The organism is Fluviicola sp., assembly GCF_039596355.1.
In the GTDB taxonomy this organism is placed as follows: Bacteria; Bacteroidota; Bacteroidia; order Flavobacteriales_D; family Crocinitomicaceae; genus Fluviicola.
Genome location: NZ_JBCNJW010000001.1, coordinates 546,575 through 564,904, shown reverse-complemented (window position 1 = coordinate 564,904; position 18,330 = coordinate 546,575). Strand labels below are relative to the sequence as shown.

Sequence of the window (18,330 nt, the reverse complement as noted above, 5' to 3'; positions counted from 1 at the left end):
TGGCCGGTGAAGATATTAATCATTGAAGATGAGGCTGAACTGGCCCGGGATATGGCAGATTACCTGTGCGGTCAGGATTACCTGTGCGAGATTGCAGCGGATTTCAACCAGGCAAGCGACAAAATTGCTTCCTATACCTATGACTGCATTCTCCTCGACCTGATGCTTCCCTTTGGGGACGGTTTGCAACTACTGGAATTGCTGAAGGCAGAGAAACGCATGGACGGCGTAATTATCATTTCTGCCAAAAATGCACTCGAAGATAAAATCAAAGGATTGCAGATCGGTGCGGATGATTACCTGGCAAAACCTTTTCATCTTTCCGAACTCACAGCACGTATCTATTCTGTGATCCGGCGAAAACAATTCGATAATTCGAATATCATCACCTTTGAAGAGTTGACTGTCGACCTGCTTTCAAAAACGGCAACGGTAGGAAGCAATCCCATTCCGCTGACCAAAAAAGAATTGGACCTGCTCCTGCTCTTTCTTGGAAATAAGAACAAGGTGATTTCGAAAAATGCATTGGCAGAGCATCTTTCCGGAGATATTGCCGATATGTTCGATAACCACGATTTTGTGTATGCTCATGTCAAAAATCTCAAAAAGAAACTGACCGAAGCAGGATGTGCCAACTACCTGAAAACCGTTTACGGAACAGGCTATAAATGGGAACTATGAACAGATTACTCGACAAACCCTTCAAATCGTTTTCGATTTATGCGCTGATCATTCTGATTTGCAGCATCCCGGTTTATTACTTTGTTGTAGATGCCATCTGGCTGGAAGAATTGGATGAGCACAACACCATTGTGCGTGAACAAATCAAGCAAAGCATCGGGAAAATTGATACGACGGAACCCGGACTGGACAAAACACTGAAAACCTGGAGCAGCCTGCAGCCGGGAATTACCTTCACTCCGCTCGAAACGGAGAAGATCCAACGGGATAGCACCTACACGGCAATTTCATACAATTCCTTTGCAAAAGAAACGGACCGTTTTCGCATCTTGTCAACCACGGTTCTCATCGGGAAAAAAAACTACCGCCTGACCATTGCTACCAACGTGGAAGAGGCAGATGAAACGTTGCTGGTCATTGCGATTGTCACCGCGTTTTTCTTCCTCGTACTGGTTCTCGGGTTCGTATTCATGAATAAACGCATTGCTCGAAATAGCTGGAAACCATTCTACCAAACCCTGGAACGGCTGAAGCGTTTCGATCTGAACAAAGACCAGTACATTGATCTTGAACCGTCTGACATCCTGGAATTTGAAGAACTGAACCGGGTTTTGACCACTCTGATCGAAAAAAACACACAGGTTTTCAATCAGCAAAAGCGCTTCATCGAAAATGCTTCGCACGAACTGCAAACGCCACTCGCCATTTTGAAAACCAAAACGGATGTGCTGCTCCAAAACGAGCATCTGAGCGAAGAACAATCGGGCATCATAACGGCGATCAATTCCAATCTCTCCCGCATTTCCCGCATTAACAAAAACATGCTGCTACTGGCAAAGATTGAGAATAACCAGTTCCCGGAAAAAACAACGGTGGATTTGAAAGAAGTCATCGAAGAAACAGTCGGTTTGCTTGCCGATTACGGGCAAAACAAAGGCATGGAAATCCGAATGGAGCTTGAAAACTTCCCGATCCGCTGTAATTCAACACTATTGGAAGTGCTGCTGAATAATTTACTCACCAACGCCATCCGGCACGGTGATACCAATCACCCGATCGAAATCCGGATGCAGGGAAATAAACTTTCTTTTTCAAATCATGGAAAACAGGCTTTGAACCCGGAGCAATTATTTGTGCGGTTCGCCATTTCGTCGTCCGAAACAACTAATAGTGGTTTGGGATTGGCGATTTCAAAAGAAATCTGCGAACAGAATCAGTGGAAAATTTCGTATGGCTTTTCGGATCATTTGCATGCGTTTTCGATTGAGTTCTGACTTTAAATCACGTAAAAAAATAACTGAAATTCAACTGTTTAAAACAACACATATCAACCAACACTACAACAGGACGTAATATTGCGGAATTACGTCAAATCCCCAATTTGAACCCCATTAAACTCCATTCATTCAACCGGATTTTCACGAATTCAGAATGTTTTCAGAATCTGTCCGGATGTTTGTCTTGTCATTAAATCAAACAGTATGAAAAAGATCGTGTTAACCGGAGGACTCATCGTGTCATTGGCAGCTTGCAGTTCTGCACAGAAGAATGAACCGAAAAAAGAAAAGCAAGACGCAGCAATTCCTGCCGTTGTTGAAGCAGCTTTTAAAAAGCACTATCCAAATATAACAGATGCAGACTGGGAAAAAGAAGCTGCCAACTACGAGGTTTCGTTCGAAGTCAATAAAGCAGAAACATCCGTTGTGATTGATCCGAGCGGACAAATCCTGGAAACCGAAACGGAAGTAGCTATGAATACGCTTCCGCAAAATATCCGGGACTACGTTGCAGTTCATTACAAGGGACAAAACATCAAAGAAGCAGCGAAAATTGTTCTGGCAGACGGAAGCGTTCAATACGAAGCTGAAGTGGGCAAGAAAGACCTTATTTTCGATACAAACGGTACATTTATCAAAGAGATCGGGCACTAACTATGAAAGCATCCTTTTTTCGAAATCTGGCCGCTTCCCTCCTGCTTTTTCTTGCTGGAGGGGCGTTTGCCCAAAGCGGGGCGGTGACCATCTCCGGAATGGTTAAAAACAAGGCGGATAAAACTGCTTTGCCATTTGTGCAGGTAGCACTGAAACAGGAACGTGATTCTGCTTTTGTTTCCGGTACGATTACCGACGAAGAAGGTCGTTTCTCCCTTGCCCCTGTAAAAGAAGGAAATTACGTACTTGTTTTCTCATCATTCGGGTACAAACCAGTCAAAAAAGCGCTGTATGTTGGTACATTGACCGATTTCCTGGATATTTCCGTAGTTGAACTCGAAGAAGAAGTACAGTCTCTGGATGAAGTTGTTATTAAAGGACAACTAGAAGAAGTCAGCGACAAACTCGACAAAAAAGTCTTCACCGTTGAAAACAACATCAGTCAAAGCGGGGGATCGATTTTACAAGCCATGCAGAACCTTCCCGGGGTGACAGTTCAGGACGGAAAAGTACAGCTGCGCGGAAACGATAAGGTAAGCATCCTGATCGACGGGAAGCAAACAGCCATTACCGGTTTCGGAGACCAATACGGGCTGGACAACATTCCTGCTTCTGCCATTGAGCGCATTGAAATCATCAACAACCCTTCTTCCAAATACGATGCAAATGGGAACGCCGGGATCATCAATATCATCATGAAGAAGAACAAACAGGAAGGTTTTTCGGGAAAAGTGGGTTTAAACGGCGGACTCGGAGCCTTGTGGATTAAAAAAGCAAATCTGCCAGCCATTCGTCCGCAGTACCAGTACACCCCGAAGATCAACCCGACACTTTCATTGAGCTACCGGAAAAACAAACTCAACCTTTTTTTCCAGGGCGATTACCTGTATACACAAACCCTCAACAAGAACGAATTTGTGACGCGTGTGTATGACGATGGAACCATCATCGACCAACAGACAAAGCGCAACCGGAACACGCATTTTGCGAATGCAAAAATCGGCTTCGACTACGCATTCAACGACAAGAATTCCCTGACGGTTTCCGGATTGTATGGTATGGAAAAGATTATTGACCATGGCGACGAACCGTTCTTCAACCGGGATTCTTCGCAGCGCATCCGCTTGTGGCAATTCCTCGAAGACGAGCTCAAAACCACTGTGATGGCAACAGCATCTTACCAGCACAAATTTCCACAGGCAGGACACTTGCTCAATATCGGGTTCAATTATACCTTCCACCGCGAAAACGAAAAGTATTTCTTCGACAATATCTATCCCACCTATACCGGACACGATGCGTTCAAATTGCTTTCAGACGAACAAGTTGCCGATTTCAACCTGGATTATACCAAACCTTTGAAATACGGACGACTGGAAGCAGGAGCAAAATTGCGCAACCGGAGTATTCCGACTAATATGCAGTTCTACCCGGGCTTGAATTCTCCGCTCGATACGAATGCGGGCGGCTGGGCCAATTACAAAGAGTTGATCCCTGCCATTTACGGAAATTACATCATCGACCTGAAGAAAATCGAAGCAGAAGTTGGGCTGCGTGCAGAATACGTGCGGATTAATTACCTGGTGAACCCGGATCACAGTACCTACAAAAGCGACGGGTATAACTACCTGCAGCCGTTCCCAACGGTTCGTTTTGCCTACAAGATCAATTCGAAAAACAAATTATCGTTGTTCTACAACCGCCGGGTAGACCGTCCGAATGAGGTTGATATCCGGATCTTTCCCAAATACGATGATGCGGAGATTATCAAGGTCGGGAACCCGGGATTGCGTCCACAGTTCACCAACTCGCTTGAACTCGGTTATAAGTCGAATTTGTCGAAAGGATATCTGTATGCGGCTTTGTACGGGAAAGCAATTGACGGAACCATTACCCGCATTTCGAGTAGCGTTCCGGGAAGCACACTGATTTACGCGATCTTCCAAAATGCCGGAAAAAGTTACCGTACCGGAGTTGAGTTGACGTATTCCGCTGATCTGGCGAAATGGTACACGATGAATGTAAACGGAAATGTGTATTACAACCAGATCAATGCCTTTTCGGTGGAGAACAAATACCCGCAAGCCAATACGTTTTCAGCTGATAAACAACGTATTTACTCCGGGAACTTCAAGTTGAACAACACCTTCCGTTTTTCCAAAAGTGTAGATTTCCAGCTGATCGCCATTTACCTGGCTCCGGACATCATTCCACAAGGGAAAATCTATTCGCGCTTTTCACTGGATGCGGGTTTGAAAAAACGCATTCAGAAAGGGAAAGGAGAAATATTCATCAATGCCACGGATTTGCTCAACACCATGGTAATCAAAAAACGTGTTCAGGGCGATGGTTTCTATTACACCAGCAGTGATTATTACGAAACACAAGTGGTACGAATCGGTTACAACTACAAGTTCTAGTCCTGAAATAATCTTAGATTAACAACACTGCCCGCCGATTGGCGGGCAGTGTTACTTTGTATTTGAGGTCTTATGATTCCGGGCTGAAAGTCGCTACCGGTTGCATGTTCGCGATATTGCGAACAGCCCTTGAAAATAGTGAAAATTCCAGCGTTTTTTTCGTTACAAAAACAAGCACATCAACCATCAATGTGCATGCCCGCCTTCCTCTTCCGAATTCTTCATCTTCGCCAGCAGACTATACGCTCCGCGAACTACCAATTGTTTTCTCACATCAAAACCTTCCGGCAACGTTACCGCAACAAAACCGGCTTCTGCTTTTCCGGCGGTTACTTCCACCATTTTGAAATGCAGGCTCTTTTCTTTTTCACCGGCGTGTGCTTTTTCCTGGGTAAAAACATATGATTTTCCTTCGAAATACACCAGGGCACTTTCCGGAACAGCTGTCAAGAGCGCATTGTCTGTTTCCACCACCGCTTTCAGGTACATTCCGGGAATCAGTTCCTTGTCATCTTTCGTCAAATCACAATGAATCTGCACGCTGCGTTCTTTGCTGATTTCCCTCCCGATCAATTTCACACGCGCTTCACGTTCCGTTGTTTCATTTGCCAGGCTGAACAAGACGCGTTGTCCTTCGCGGATAGACGGAATGTCTTTTTCGTAAATCGTCAATTCCACGTGCAATTCTGCTGTATTTACAATTTCGATAATCACATCCGTCGGGTTCACAAAAGCACCGATGTTGGTATTTACTTTCGTAACGTACCCCGAAATCGGTGCATACAGACTAATGGTATTCTGAATCTTGCCATTTTTCAGGCTGTTGATATTGATCTTCAGCAATTCCAGGCGCGATTTCAATCCTTCTAACCGGCCTTTCGCCGTGAGGTAATTGGCTTTGGCCTGTTCCAGTGATTTACGGGCATTGATGCTTTCTTTCGCTAATTGCTGCTGGCGTTCGTATTCCGAGTTCAGGTATTCCAGCTGACCGTAGTTTTCCAGGTATTCCTGTTGCAACTGAATGTAATCCTGGTTCTCCAACACAGCAACAACCTGTCCTTTCGAAACACGTGATCCCGGCAAAAGCTGGGTAGATTTCACAAAACCGGCCATCGGAGCGGAGATTGATACCTTACTCTGAGGCGGAACATCCAGGAAACCATTTGCTGTAATGACCCCGCTGATCGTGCGTTTTTCAAATACTCCGAGCGCAATTTCGGCAGATTCGTACTGTGCCTGTGTCAGCTCAACCACATCAGCGGCTTCGTCGTGATGTGGTTCCTTCGTTTCTTTTGTCGTACTGCCACTACCACAGGAAGTCAGCAACCCGGCAAAGACTAAATATATGATCCAATTTGTTTTCATTTTTTCCAATTTTTGTTCGTTACTCCGCCATCAGGTAATTCAGGTAGAGCAAGCCTGCGTTGTAATCACTCATCGCTTTCAGATACCCTTCACGAATCGCAATCGTTTGCTGCATGTTTATTAAATGTGTGGTAAAATCGATTTCACCGAGTTCAAAGGATTTCACCGACTGCTTTTCAATCAAGTCCGCATTCGGAAGTGCCGAATTCCTGTAATAATCCAGCAGGTTTCTCCCAGACTGCACTAATTGCATCGTTTTCTCGTACTCGCTTTGCAGGCGGTTGACGTAATTTTCATACTCCAGGTTTTTCACTTCCCGGTTGATTGCAGCGGCCTTATTTCGATTCACCTCCGGCCCAAACCAAAGCGGAATGGTGAGTCCGAGTTGAAATCCCTGGAAACGATCCGAACGCCCGGCTAGTGCGGTCGAGTTCTCCTGTAACTGCGTTCCGTACAGCGTTTGGTTGAAATACCCCACTTTCAATTCCGGAAGCGCATTATTCACCGCCAGTTTGCGTTCATTTTCCGCAATGACAATTTGCTGCTGCAGGTAGAGTGCCTGTGGATTTTCCTTTAACTGAGCGGTATCTCCGGCCGGAATCGTTTCAATCACTCCCAGATCGTTTGTTTCGAATCGAAGCGGTTGTTCTGCTCCCAGCAGGAACTGCAATCTTCCGGCGATTCCTTTTTGTTCGGCTTCTACCTGGAATTGCTTGCTCCGAATTTCATTCAGGCGCGTTTCAATCGTTGTTTTCTCGAGCAATGAACCGGCTCCTGCCTGGTAATTCAAATCCGTAGCCTTTGCGAAACCTTGTAACAACGAATCCTGCTTCGCCAGTAGCTTTCCATAGGAATTCCAGTAAGCATTTTGCAGATACAACTGGCGGATTTCGAAGGTCAGCTCATTTCTGGACGCTTCGAGCGCCAACCCCGCACCTTTTCCCTGCGACCGCGCCAAACCGGTTCTGGCCGTAAAGACCGTCGGAAATGGAATCGTTTGAGAAATCGTGATGTTGTTATCGCCTTTGTAATAGCTGTTATACTGCCCGATCATCAGGCTCACATCCGTTTTCGGCAATTCGCTCCCGGCTCTTCGCAACTGGTCGTAATACGTGATCTGCTGTGATTTGGAGCGCAATCCCGGGTTGTTCCGGTAAGCCATTTGTAAAGCTGAATCCAGCGAAAGGGTCGTTTGCCCGAAACTGAATTGCTGAACAAACAATCCGATCAGAAGCAAGCCTGCCGCTTTCGGAACGATTTTCTGTTTAGGTCCCATATGCTTCGGTCTGTTGGTGAGATAATAGATACATGGAAGTACGATGAGGGTTAGCAAAGTGGCTGTGATCAATCCACCGATAACAACCGTAGCAAGTGGTTTTTGGACTTCTGCCCCGCTTCCGTGAGACAATGCCATCGGCAGGAATCCGAGTGATGCGACTGCGGCAGTCATCATCACCGGGCGCAAACGGGTCTGCGTTGCACGCAAAATGCGTTCTTTCACATCTGCTATCCCTTGTTTTTTCAAGTGATTGAATTCTCCGATCAACACAATTCCGTTGAGAACCGCTACTCCGAAAAGTGCAATAAACCCAACGCCTGCAGAAATACTAAAGGGCATATCGCGCAGCCACAAAGCAATCACTCCCCCGATCGCCGACAAAGGAATCGCTGAGAAAATCAATAAACTTTGACGAATGGAACTAAACGTGAAATAAAGCAGGATAAAAATCAGCAATAAAGCGACGGGAACAGCAATCAGCAAACGTCCCCGTGCTTCCTGCAGGTTTTCAAACGTTCCTCCGTAGGTCGGGTAATATCCCGGCGCAAAGTTTACTTGCTGCTCTACTTTTTTCTGGAGTTCCTTCACCACACTTTCCACGTCTCTTCCGCGTACATTGAACCCAATCGTAATGCGTCGTTTGGCGTCATCACGCTGAATCTGGATCGGAGCGGAATCGTCGAAGCGGACAGTTGCCACTTGTGACAGCGGAATCTGGTTTCCATTCGGTGCTTTCACATACAATTTCTGCACGTCTTCGATACTGGTGCGGAGTTCTTTCTCCAGGCGAACCACCATGTCAAAGCGTTTTTCCCCTTCGTAAATCAGTCCGGCACTCTGTCCGGCGAAAGCCGCATTGACTGTTGTGTTGATATCTTCAATATCCATTCCGAAACGCGCCAAAGCATCCCGGTCGTAGGAAATGAGAATCTGCCGCGCTCCTTTGACGTTTTCCTGGTACAAATCCGCTGCTCCTTCAATGGTTGCTGCAATTTTGGCGATCTTCCCGGAATAGCTTGTCAGCATGTCCAGGTCTTCACCGTATACTTTCACTACTACATCCTGTCGTGCTCCGGTCATCAACTCGTTGAAACGCATCTGGATCGGCTGCTGGAATCCGAAAGTAACTCCCGGAATGTCTTCCAGTTCTTCCGTCATCCGATTTGCCAATTCGTTCTTATCCTGCGTTTTTTTCCATTCCGATTTATCTTTGAGGATCACCATGAGATCGCAGGCTTCAATCGGCATCGGATCTGTGGGGATTTCTCCCGAACCGATTTTCCCGACCACCATGCTCACCTCATCCGGGAATCTCTTGAGCAAAATATCCGAAGCTTTCTTTGCGGCACTGACGGTTTCTTCCAAACTACTTCCCGACATCACACGGGTTTCAACCGCAAAATCTCCTTCGTCCAGCGACGGGATGAATTCTGCTCCCAGGCGGCCAAAGAGCAGTAAACTTCCAACAAACAGAACCACTGCAGCGGCTACGATCCATTTCGGAGTTTTCAGTGCTTTATTGATAAGCGGTTCATACACCCGGTGAAGTCCATCCATCAGGCGGTCGGAGAAATTGCGTTTGTGTTCCGTTTTCTTACTCAGGAACAGGGCGCTCATCATCGGCACGTAAGTCAATGACAAAATGAAGGCTCCCAAAATGGCAAACGAAACGGTTTGAGCCATCGGCCCGAACATTTTTCCTTCAATTCCTACCAAAGCAAGAATCGGAAGGTATACAATCAAGATGATGATTTCACCGAATGCTGCAGAAGAACGGATTTTACTCGCAGATTGGTAAACTTCATCGTCCATTTCCTGCTGCGTGAGTTTACGGCCGATTTTGAGCAGTCCCATGTGATGCAGGGTTGCTTCCACAATAATTACCGCTCCGTCGACAATCAACCCGAAGTCGATTGCTCCAAGTGACATCAGGTTTCCGGAAACTCCGAACAGGTTCATCAATGAAATGGCAAACAGCATAGCCAGCGGAATCACCGAAGCCACAATCAACCCGGCGCGAAAATTCCCCAGGAACAGCACCAGGATAAAAATGACGATTAAAGCTCCCTCCAACAGGTTTTTGGAAACCGTACCGATAGCATTGTTTACCAGTTTCGTACGATCAAGGAACGGTTCAAGACGCACTCCTTTCGGCAGGGTCTTTTTGATCTGTTCCATGCGCTCTTTCACATTGGTTATTACCTGGGAAGAATTGGCTCCCTTCAGCATCATCACAATCGCTCCGACTGCTTCGCCTTTGTTGTTGTAGGTCAAAGCTCCGTAGCGGATAGCATGTCCGTTTCGCACGTCAGCCACATCGCGGATCAGAACGGGAAGTCCGTTTTCCATTTGCTTGACCACAATCCGTTTGATGTCTTCCATACTTCCGATCAACCCCTCACTGCGGATATACCAGGCATTCGGCTTTTTGTCGATATACGCCCCGCCAGTGTTTTGATTATTTTTTTCCAACGCCGTGAAAACGTCCGCGATGGTAATTCCCAAACTGTTGAGTTTATCAGGATTCAATGCGATTTCGTATTGCTTGAGATAGCCTCCGAAACTACTCACATCTGCTACTCCATCTACTCCGAGCAATTGCCGCCGCACAATCCAATCCTGAATCGTGCGCAGTTCCATCGCCGTGTATTTTTTTTCGTAGCCCGGTTCGGCGTGAATCGTGTATTGGTAAATTTCTCCCAAACCGGTTGTAATCGGCCCCAATGCAGGAGTTCCGATTCCGGCCGGGATATCGTTTTGTGCAACTGTCAGGCGTTCGGAAACCAACTGACGTGTTTTGTATACATCCACACCATCGTGAAACACGACTGTCACAACGCTCAGTCCGAAGCGCGAAAAAGAGCGTACTTCTTCGATATCGGGAATGGTAGCAACAGCCTGTTCGACTGGGAAGGTCACCAAACGTTCAATATCCTGTGCCGATTGTGAAGGTGCGGAAGTAATGATCTGAACCTGATTGTTCGTAATATCAGGCACAGCATCAATGGGAAGTTTCGTAAGTGAATAACTTCCCCAAATGACCAGGGCAAGCATCAGCATGCCTATAATCAGCTTATTCCGAATGGAAAAGCGAATAACTGCATCCAGCATAAATTAAAATTTAATGAAATAAAAACAGCTTATCCGGAACGATCCCGGATATTCAAAATGCGAACATTGAATTAAGCTATTTTTGGCGGCTGCCAGATGCTTCCGCTGTATTCGGAAAACGAAAAGCGGTAAACGGGAAGTTGTGATTTCTCATGATCTGCACTAACAAATGAAGCAGACAGGAGATCAAAGGTGTCTTTTTTCAGAACATACACCAGTTGAACCGTTGTGTGATTATGGGAAAACGGGCAGTTGTCCTGATCATCGCGGTGATGTTCGTGTTTATCGTGTTCTGCCTTGCTGGTGAAATGTTCATGGATGAATTCAATGAAACTGACCGGGTGGTGTTCCCGATTGTGGTGTTCGTAATGAGCAATGAATTTCGGAACAAATGAAAAAGCATGCGCTGTCTCTCCCGGAAAAGTCAGAACCAGGATCAGGAACAAAACAAACGCTTTCTTCAGCTTATTCATCGCTGTAAATGTAAAGATAAATTGTTTTGATCGGCAGCTCTTTAAGTAATTCTTAACGAAGAGAATTGAACTGCCGGGATGTTATCAGATGAGAAAACCTCCTCATCTGATAAGGTTTAGGTGTCCATTAAATTCTGCTGTTTCCGCGGAACCGTATGACCGAATCGTTGCTTTCCAGATATACATTCCTACGGGACATGTTTTTCCGGCATAGGTCCCGTCCCAGCCCGCGTCGGCATCCCTGCTTTCGAAAACAAGCTCTCCCCAGCGGTCAAACACCAGAATTTCAACATTCTGAGAATCATATCCGAGTACCGAAGGTTTCCACACATTGTTGTGTTCGTCTCCATCCGGAGTAAAGGAATTCGGTGCATAGAACTGAATTTTGGAACGGATTTCCAATACCTTTGAAATGGAATCCACACAGCCCATTTCGTTGCGGGCAATCAATGTTACCGGGACTTTTCCGGGACTTGGGTAAGTGGCAACCGGGTTTTTCTCGGCGCTCAAGACTCCATTTCCTAAATTCCAGGCATAGCTCGATGCTCCGCTGGAATGATTGCTAAAGGTAATTTCTTCGTTTTCCAGCATCAATCCCACGGTACTAAAGTCTGCCTCAACCACCGGAACTTCTACGACTACCGTGTCATACACGCCGATCACTCCACAGGCATCTGCAATTCCGACAATAAACGTTTCTGTCTGCTGAGGTGCAACCGTAATCACGGAATCCGTTGCTCCTGTGTTCCAGGAGAAGGAGTAATTGTTCCCGTAGCCTCCGGAAGGAACGACGGCCAGGTTCACGCTTTCTCCCGCACAGATGATCGTATCGGGTGAAATACGGGATTCAACCGGTAATATTTTCAAGGTAATCAGTACCGAATCAGAAATGCTGTTTCCACACTGGTCTGTGGCATTCGCTACAACAAATAGGGTTTGAGTTACGTTCACAGTGACTGTATTTCCCACTGTTCCTGTACTCCAGGAAATATGGTGATTGGGACTTCCCCCGGAAGAACTTGCCTGCAGGGTCACCAAACTGTTTGCACAGAATACGGTCGTATCTGCTGATAGTGTCAAACCGATCGGAATGACCGGCGGAACGAAAATCGAAGCCGTATCACTCACTTTATTTCCACACTGATCCGTAACCGTGAGCACATAATGCGTATCATTCGTTGCCGGAACATCAATTTCCCGCGTGGTTTCTGCCGTATTCCAGACAAAAGTATACGGGTCGCTTCCTCCTGCAACCACCGGTGTGAGGTGAAGCTGGTTTGACGGGCAGAAAATCGTTGTGTCGGATAAACTTACCATCAGCGGAGCCACATCTTCAATGAACAGATCTACACTGTCTGAAATCATCAAGGTTCCACATCCCGACTGCATTTCTGCAATGATTCGAATGGATTCGAGCGGTTCTGTCACCCCGTCGAACAATGCTCCCAACGTAAAGGAAACCGTATCTGATCCCTGCTGGAATACTACTTGTGAAGGAATCGGTGTGACATCCTGGGTTGAAAAACTTCCTTTTGTATGAATTGCTACTGTTTGTTCCTGCTGTGTATCGGAAGAAGAACGGGTCAAAATGATTTTCCACTCGCCACAGTCTTCTTTCAAAAAAGCGCCGTTCCCGGATTGGTTTTCGGCAGTGATATTGAGTGAAGATGAACTTTTGAAACTGTTTGCTTTCAGGAAAACACCCGAATCCAGGATTCCGTCACCGATATCCGAAACAACCAGCACAATATGGTACGTTTGTCCGCAAACCACTGCTGCGTTGGCGGGAAGTACTGTGGTGAAACCGTCATACTGAATGCGCGTAGCATCGGTAGAGCCGTTGATATTCGGATTGTTGATGTAATACTGTCCGTTGGAGTTCAGATTCAGGTCGTTAATAGATATCGGAGTCGTTGTATTCGGGATCAGGGCAATGTTTCGATTGGTGTACGTCCCTCCTGCCGGATTGGGCCCGGAAATAAAGAAACCAAAAGCGTCATTTACTCCCAACCCCACAAATTCCATGTATTCTTCTGATCCGAAAACGAATTCGAATGTAATGGAATCTCCCTGCGGAACGAAATCAAACTCCAAACGTGCTGCGTTATACGAAGGAAGTCCTACCACGCTTGAAATCAGGGGGTCTCCGGGAAAATAGTTATCGAATCCCGTAGCTCCGTGATTGTTCGGACCGAAAGGCCCCAGTTGCCGCCATCCGAAATTGGGAATCAGTACACTTGAATCGATCACAGTTCCTGTTGTCAATACAAGTCCGGAGTCAACTCCCAGATTGGTATTTGTTCCGTTGAACCAACCGATGGCTTTTGGTGCACCTGTGTAATGCACATTCGAAACGTTTACTCCAGAGCCGAGCAACACATTCTGAACTAAATATTGAGGTGTATATTGGGTGGTGGTTATGAGCTGTGCTTTCAGGTCGAGGGTAGTAAGGCAAATAGCAATAACTATCCCTAAACTTCTAACAGTTTTCTTCATAATCTTCTTACGCTTTTGTCTAAGTTGTACTTTTCGGTTTGCAAAGGAACAATCTTTTACCCTGGTAATTGTTCTTCGCTTTCCTCCATAAAGATCACTTACGGGGAATCCTAAAAACCGGATTTCTCCTTTCGGCAGGAAGGACAAACCGGAAACCTTTTTCCGGGCACAAATCTTTTACTAAACAATTAGTGATTCTTTCCTTGTAAAGTGCGTTTTATTCCGGGCAACTGGTAGGAATGCATACGATTCCGGAAATCAATTTCCGATTTTTAATCACATCAAAATCAAAGGATTCCTAATTGATTCAAAAGGTTGATCAGATATGATTTTTTAACAATCGTTTGTTTTTCAGCCTACTTACTCTCCTTCATTCAGACGCACGCCGAGGGATTTTTTGAACAGGTAGGAACCGATCGCAGCCACCGCAGCGAACTCAAAATAAGCGTCACTGAATGCCCGATGGTGAATGTGGTAAATAGCACTTTTTTAGAGGTAAACAGTTATTTTATCGTTCATACTTTCTCTGTTTTCGAAGGGAAGGAACAACTCTTCCGACAGTCCGAACGAACTTGAAATATCGTATCGCAGGCACTAAATGAGCCGGTTGATACGTTTACCTGTTTGTTTTTAATCAACTTATATGAACTACCGACAAATCTTGTTTCTTTCCGGCGTCTTGTCTTTTGCCTGTCTTTTCATTCCGTTTATCTGGCTTGAGATCGGTCCGGGAGGTTACAAACTCTATGGCCCTACCGTTCCTCATATCTTCATTTATGGTGGATTGATCACCGGGAAAGATCTTTCGTTTTGGGGAATCTCATTTGCGTTCACCACGCAGTTATGTGCTATTTTGTTTTTTTCCATCACCAGTTTTTTAGCGCAGTCTTCCAGGTCGATCCAACGGTCTTTCAACTTCCTGATTTTACACACGTTCCTGCTTGCATTGTTTCCTTTCTGGCTGAAAACCTATGTTTGGGGAGTGATTTGTAACAGCGATGGCGCAGATCTCACGATTCACTGGCAGGCGGGAATTGTGCTGTATGCCGTACTGGTTTTCCTGAATATTTTCGGGTTGATTCAGACGTTTCGCGCGAGCAGGTGAAGGTCAAAAACTATGTTTCGTTCAAAATCCTGGTCATTTTTCAAGGCCTACAGATCATGCAGATTTACGCAGACTGTAACTGTATTCTACGTGAAAAATATTTTGTACCTTTCATTTATGATACCTTCCATCATTGCACTGTGCATTTATTTGTGCCTGACGATTATTACGAGTTTGAAAATCAGTCAGTCGGTTATTCTTTCGAGACAGCAGAAAATCATCAACATGATACTGAATGCGCTCTTTCCCATCTTTTGGTTTTACCTGATCAACCCGGTCATTTTCCCGAAAGACAAAATTCTGACGAAAGACGAACGGGATAAGTTATATGCTGAAGAAAACGGAAGTAAACTGGGCGATGAAGTGGGGTCTTCACGCAATGCGAGGTATTTGTAGCCAGAAATGACTCTATAAACGCAAAGAAACGAAGGACTCAGAGGATTTCATTAACAACCACATAAAAGCAAGCCGGAATCCGTAACTTAGGGTTGTATTTTCAAACGGATTACGATGAGCACATCTCCTGAACACGACGAACGCATCGCGAAAATGACTTTTGCTTCTGTTTATCCACACTATGTAGTGAAGGTGGAAAAAAAGGGACGTACCGAACAGGAACTACTCCAGGTAATCGAGTGGCTCACCGGTTTCGATGAAAGCAAACTGCAGGAACTCCTGACTCAGAACGTAACTTTTCAAACCTTTTTTGAGCTGGCAACACTGCACCCGAATGCCAAACTGATCACAGGAACAATTTGCGGATACAAAATTGAGGAAATTCAAACACCACTCACGAAACAGGTGCGCTACCTCGATAAACTGGTTGATGAACTGGCGAAAGGCAAGAAAATGGAAAAAATCCTGCGGAGTTAATTCTGCTCTGGTTTAAACATTTTCAATCATCTGTATTTTTCATAACGTATTCTTTTATTCGAGCATGATAATAAACCAAACTACTATTGATTCCATATTGATGGAAATACAACATTTTGAAAAGGAATATCAGGATTGTCCGGGACTCATTCTTACAGAAGACGATTTAAAATGTCACCTTTTCTCATTGATAAAGAATATTGTTTCGATGAAATCCCATACGATCAATGCAGGAGTCTATGGAAGTTCATTACACTCTGAAGTCAAATTCTTTGATGAAGATGAAAAATTAACGTTGATTCCTGACTTGTGTATTATTGATCCGGCCCATATGAGCATATTTCATTCTGTCGAATTCAAAGTAAAACGCCAAACTGCAAAATTTAAAAATTACTCAAGTAAGTTATTTGAAGTTGGTGGCAGTGCGATACTATTGGAATTAAAATTCTGCAGAAAACAAAAGGGAATTGGTGATAGCGATATAAAAAAATACAAAGAGGATTTAGAAAAAATAAAACGACTAAATGAACTAATTATTCATCGCAGTCAAAACAGAGAACGAATCTATGGAATTTTTGTTCTTTTCAATAAAACCAATATCGGAAAAGAAAAATATGACATGTTAAAAGCTTCATATCATGAAGACGACAATCTATCTCTGTTTTACGGTACTGGAAATGTCAGTTTTGAAGGGGTAAATCCTAACAGATATGGCACGGGGTACCTCACGGAAGACTTTAAGTTATGCTAACATCATAGTCATTACCCGATCCGGATTCCCAATACCGTAATATCGTCGATCTGTTCAAAATCGGATCCATTGGCAGACTTCCAGTTTTCGATCGTTGAATCAAGAATCTTGTTCTGCTCATTCATTGGTTTGTGGGCGTTTTCAGCCAGCAGGTTCTTGAAATTACGGCTCATGAATTTTTTCCCTTTTTCACCTCCGAACTGGTCTGAATAACCATCCGTGAAGAGATAAAACACGTCTCCCTTGTTAGCAATCAACTCGTGATTCGTAAATTCCTTCATGTCCGGGTAGATGGCAATCGGTCGCTTATCCGGCTTCAATTCTTCCAGCTTGTTGTTTTTCGACGAAACGATGTACAGCGGGTTGTTTGCTCCCGACCAGTGGCATTGGTATGTTTTATTGTTGATCAGCAACAACGAAATATCCATTCCGTCCATTTGTTCCCCCTGGATTCCCTTTTGCTGCAAGGAAGTAATCACTTTGTCGCGCAATTCATTCAGGATGATATCAGCACGGGTAATTTCCTGTTGTTTTACAATTTCGTTCAGCAAGCTGATACACAACATGCTCACGAATGCACCCGGAACACCATGCCCTGTGCAATCTGCAACGGCTACCAGCGTCCAGTCTCCGCGACGGTCTACGAAGAAGAAGTCCCCGCTGACAATGTCTTTTGGTTTGTACATCACGAAAAACTCTCCCGGAATGGTTCCACGGATCGTTTGTTCACTTGGCAAAACGGCGTTCTGAATCCGATAGGCGTAACGGATGCTATCGGTCAGTTCAAAGAGGATTCTTTCGATCTGTTCTTTCTGTTCGATCACAATGGCATGCTGTTCGGACAGTTCAATGATGGATTTCTTGCGCTGCACGGAACTGCGGTACAATACATAGGCAATCCCCAGGATTAACAGCAATACTACCAATCCCATGATCAGGATCACACGCTGCATTCCGAGTTCGTGCAATTGTTCGTTGATCTGTCCTTTCTGGGCTGCAATACGTTGTTTTTGGTCGGACAAGGTTTTTTCCTGGTCTGCAATGGCAAGCGACTGGCTTTCGAGTTTTTGAGCCTGTTCGTCCAGGATGCTGCTTTGTTCGTCGAGCATACGCATCTTCTCTTCAAGTGACATTTCCTGGTAGTTGATACGGGCTTTTTGCACTTTGATTGTTCGATCTTTCGCCACTACTTTTTCGTGCTCTTTGGCCAATTTTTCGTTCGATTCGTTGAGCAATTCTTCCCATTGAACCGTTCCTTCCATGTAGCCTTCGAACTGGTTGGTGGGCTTCAAGCCGGCCTTTTCCATATTGACCTGGTTGATGCTGAAATCGTCTTTTTTCAGGCGGCCGTTAAAATTCACCATTGTGAAATCCTCATCTTTACAGCCATTGGTGATGAGCAAGGTATGATTTCCAGCAACCGCTTTGGCGATTTTATCAATCTTCTTGTTGAATTTTTTGTCGATACACAACACCTGCGTTACACCGATCGCTTCCAGGTTCTTAAAGTGAACCACGCTCACCTTTTTTCCTTTGAGTGCAATGCCTTCATACTTTTTACGGACAATGCTGTAAAACGACGTATCGCTGTCGAGCACCCCGATCTGGAAAGTCTGAAACGAAGACTGGTTTTCCCAGGTCGTGTTCAGCATGATGGTATAAATACTCGCGGCAACCGATTCATCGGAGCGTGAAAATTGTGCAGTAGTAGTGAAAGAAAAGGCAAAGCACGCTGTTAACAACGCAAAAAGGCCTTTCAATCCAAGGGTGATTGAGCTGGCAAAAGGTTTCCTGTTCATATCGACGATCGCTATAAATTGTGTTCGAAACTGTTTCAATAAGTTT

General features: G+C 45.1%; 13 protein-coding genes. 8 read left to right on the top strand and 5 right to left on the bottom strand.

Annotated features, from left to right (window positions below; translation table 11 throughout):
- Window positions 1–6 precede the first annotated feature (6 nt).
- From ABDV94_RS02260 to ABDV94_RS02245, 4 genes are all read left to right on the top strand, one after another.
- Entirely contained in the window at window positions 7–681 is a 675-nt protein-coding gene (locus ABDV94_RS02260; RefSeq protein WP_343604409.1) for a response regulator transcription factor, read from the top strand.
- Complete coding sequence (locus ABDV94_RS02255) at window positions 678–1,955, top strand: histidine kinase dimerization/phospho-acceptor domain-containing protein (RefSeq protein WP_343604407.1); 1,278 nt, start codon at window positions 678–680, stop codon at window positions 1,953–1,955. Before ABDV94_RS02260 ends, ABDV94_RS02255 begins: the two co-directional genes overlap by 4 nt.
- A 207-nt stretch (window positions 1,956–2,162) precedes the next feature.
- Window positions 2,163–2,612: a PepSY-like domain-containing protein gene (locus ABDV94_RS02250; RefSeq protein ID WP_343604405.1), complete on the top strand. Its 450-nt coding sequence runs from the start codon at window positions 2,163–2,165 to the stop codon at window positions 2,610–2,612.
- Between the two features lie 2 nt (window positions 2,613–2,614).
- Window positions 2,615–5,032, top strand: coding sequence for a TonB-dependent receptor (locus tag ABDV94_RS02245; RefSeq protein ID WP_343604403.1), 2,418 nt, complete (start codon window positions 2,615–2,617; stop codon window positions 5,030–5,032).
- A 186-nt stretch (window positions 5,033–5,218) separates the two neighbouring features.
- Here ABDV94_RS02245 and ABDV94_RS02240 read toward each other — a convergent pair whose 3' ends face one another.
- The 4 genes from ABDV94_RS02240 to ABDV94_RS02225 form a co-directional block, all read right to left on the bottom strand.
- Entirely contained in the window at window positions 5,219–6,397 is a 1,179-nt protein-coding gene (locus ABDV94_RS02240) for an efflux RND transporter periplasmic adaptor subunit (RefSeq protein WP_343604401.1), read from the bottom strand.
- Between the two features lie 19 nt (window positions 6,398–6,416).
- Entirely contained in the window at window positions 6,417–10,787 is a 4,371-nt protein-coding gene (locus ABDV94_RS02235; protein ID WP_343604399.1) for a CusA/CzcA family heavy metal efflux RND transporter, read from the bottom strand.
- 71 nt (window positions 10,788–10,858) lie between these two features.
- Window positions 10,859–11,260 carry a hypothetical protein gene (locus ABDV94_RS02230; protein WP_343604397.1) on the bottom strand — a complete coding sequence of 134 codons (402 nt, stop codon included), beginning with the start codon at window positions 11,258–11,260 and terminating at the stop codon, window positions 10,859–10,861.
- 102 nt (window positions 11,261–11,362) lie between these two features.
- Window positions 11,363–13,756, bottom strand: a complete 2,394-nt coding sequence (locus tag ABDV94_RS02225) for a choice-of-anchor L domain-containing protein (RefSeq protein WP_343604395.1) — start codon at window positions 13,754–13,756, stop codon at window positions 11,363–11,365.
- 643 nt (window positions 13,757–14,399) lie between these two features.
- On the opposite strand from ABDV94_RS02225, the gene ABDV94_RS02220 reads away from it, so the two are divergent.
- The 4 genes from ABDV94_RS02220 (at window position 14,400) to ABDV94_RS02205 (ending at window position 16,485) form a co-directional block, all read left to right on the top strand.
- On the top strand, window positions 14,400–14,861 hold the full coding sequence (locus ABDV94_RS02220) for a hypothetical protein (RefSeq protein WP_343604393.1): 462 nt from the start codon (window positions 14,400–14,402) through the stop codon (window positions 14,859–14,861).
- Between the two features lie 117 nt (window positions 14,862–14,978).
- Entirely contained in the window at window positions 14,979–15,257 is a 279-nt protein-coding gene (locus tag ABDV94_RS02215) for a hypothetical protein (protein WP_343604391.1), read from the top strand.
- A gap of 114 nt (window positions 15,258–15,371) precedes the next feature.
- On the top strand, window positions 15,372–15,734 hold the full coding sequence (locus tag ABDV94_RS02210) for a DUF2200 domain-containing protein (RefSeq protein ID WP_343604389.1): 363 nt from the start codon (window positions 15,372–15,374) through the stop codon (window positions 15,732–15,734).
- A gap of 100 nt (window positions 15,735–15,834) precedes the next feature.
- A complete protein-coding gene (locus ABDV94_RS02205) occupies window positions 15,835–16,485 on the top strand; it encodes a hypothetical protein (RefSeq protein ID WP_343604388.1) in 651 nt (216 codons plus the stop codon).
- A gap of 11 nt (window positions 16,486–16,496) precedes the next feature.
- Here the strand turns inward: ABDV94_RS02205 and ABDV94_RS02200 are convergent, their stop codons facing one another.
- Complete coding sequence (locus tag ABDV94_RS02200) at window positions 16,497–18,284, bottom strand: YfiR/HmsC family protein (RefSeq protein WP_343604386.1); 1,788 nt, start codon at window positions 18,282–18,284, stop codon at window positions 16,497–16,499.
- Window positions 18,285–18,330 lie beyond the last annotated feature (46 nt).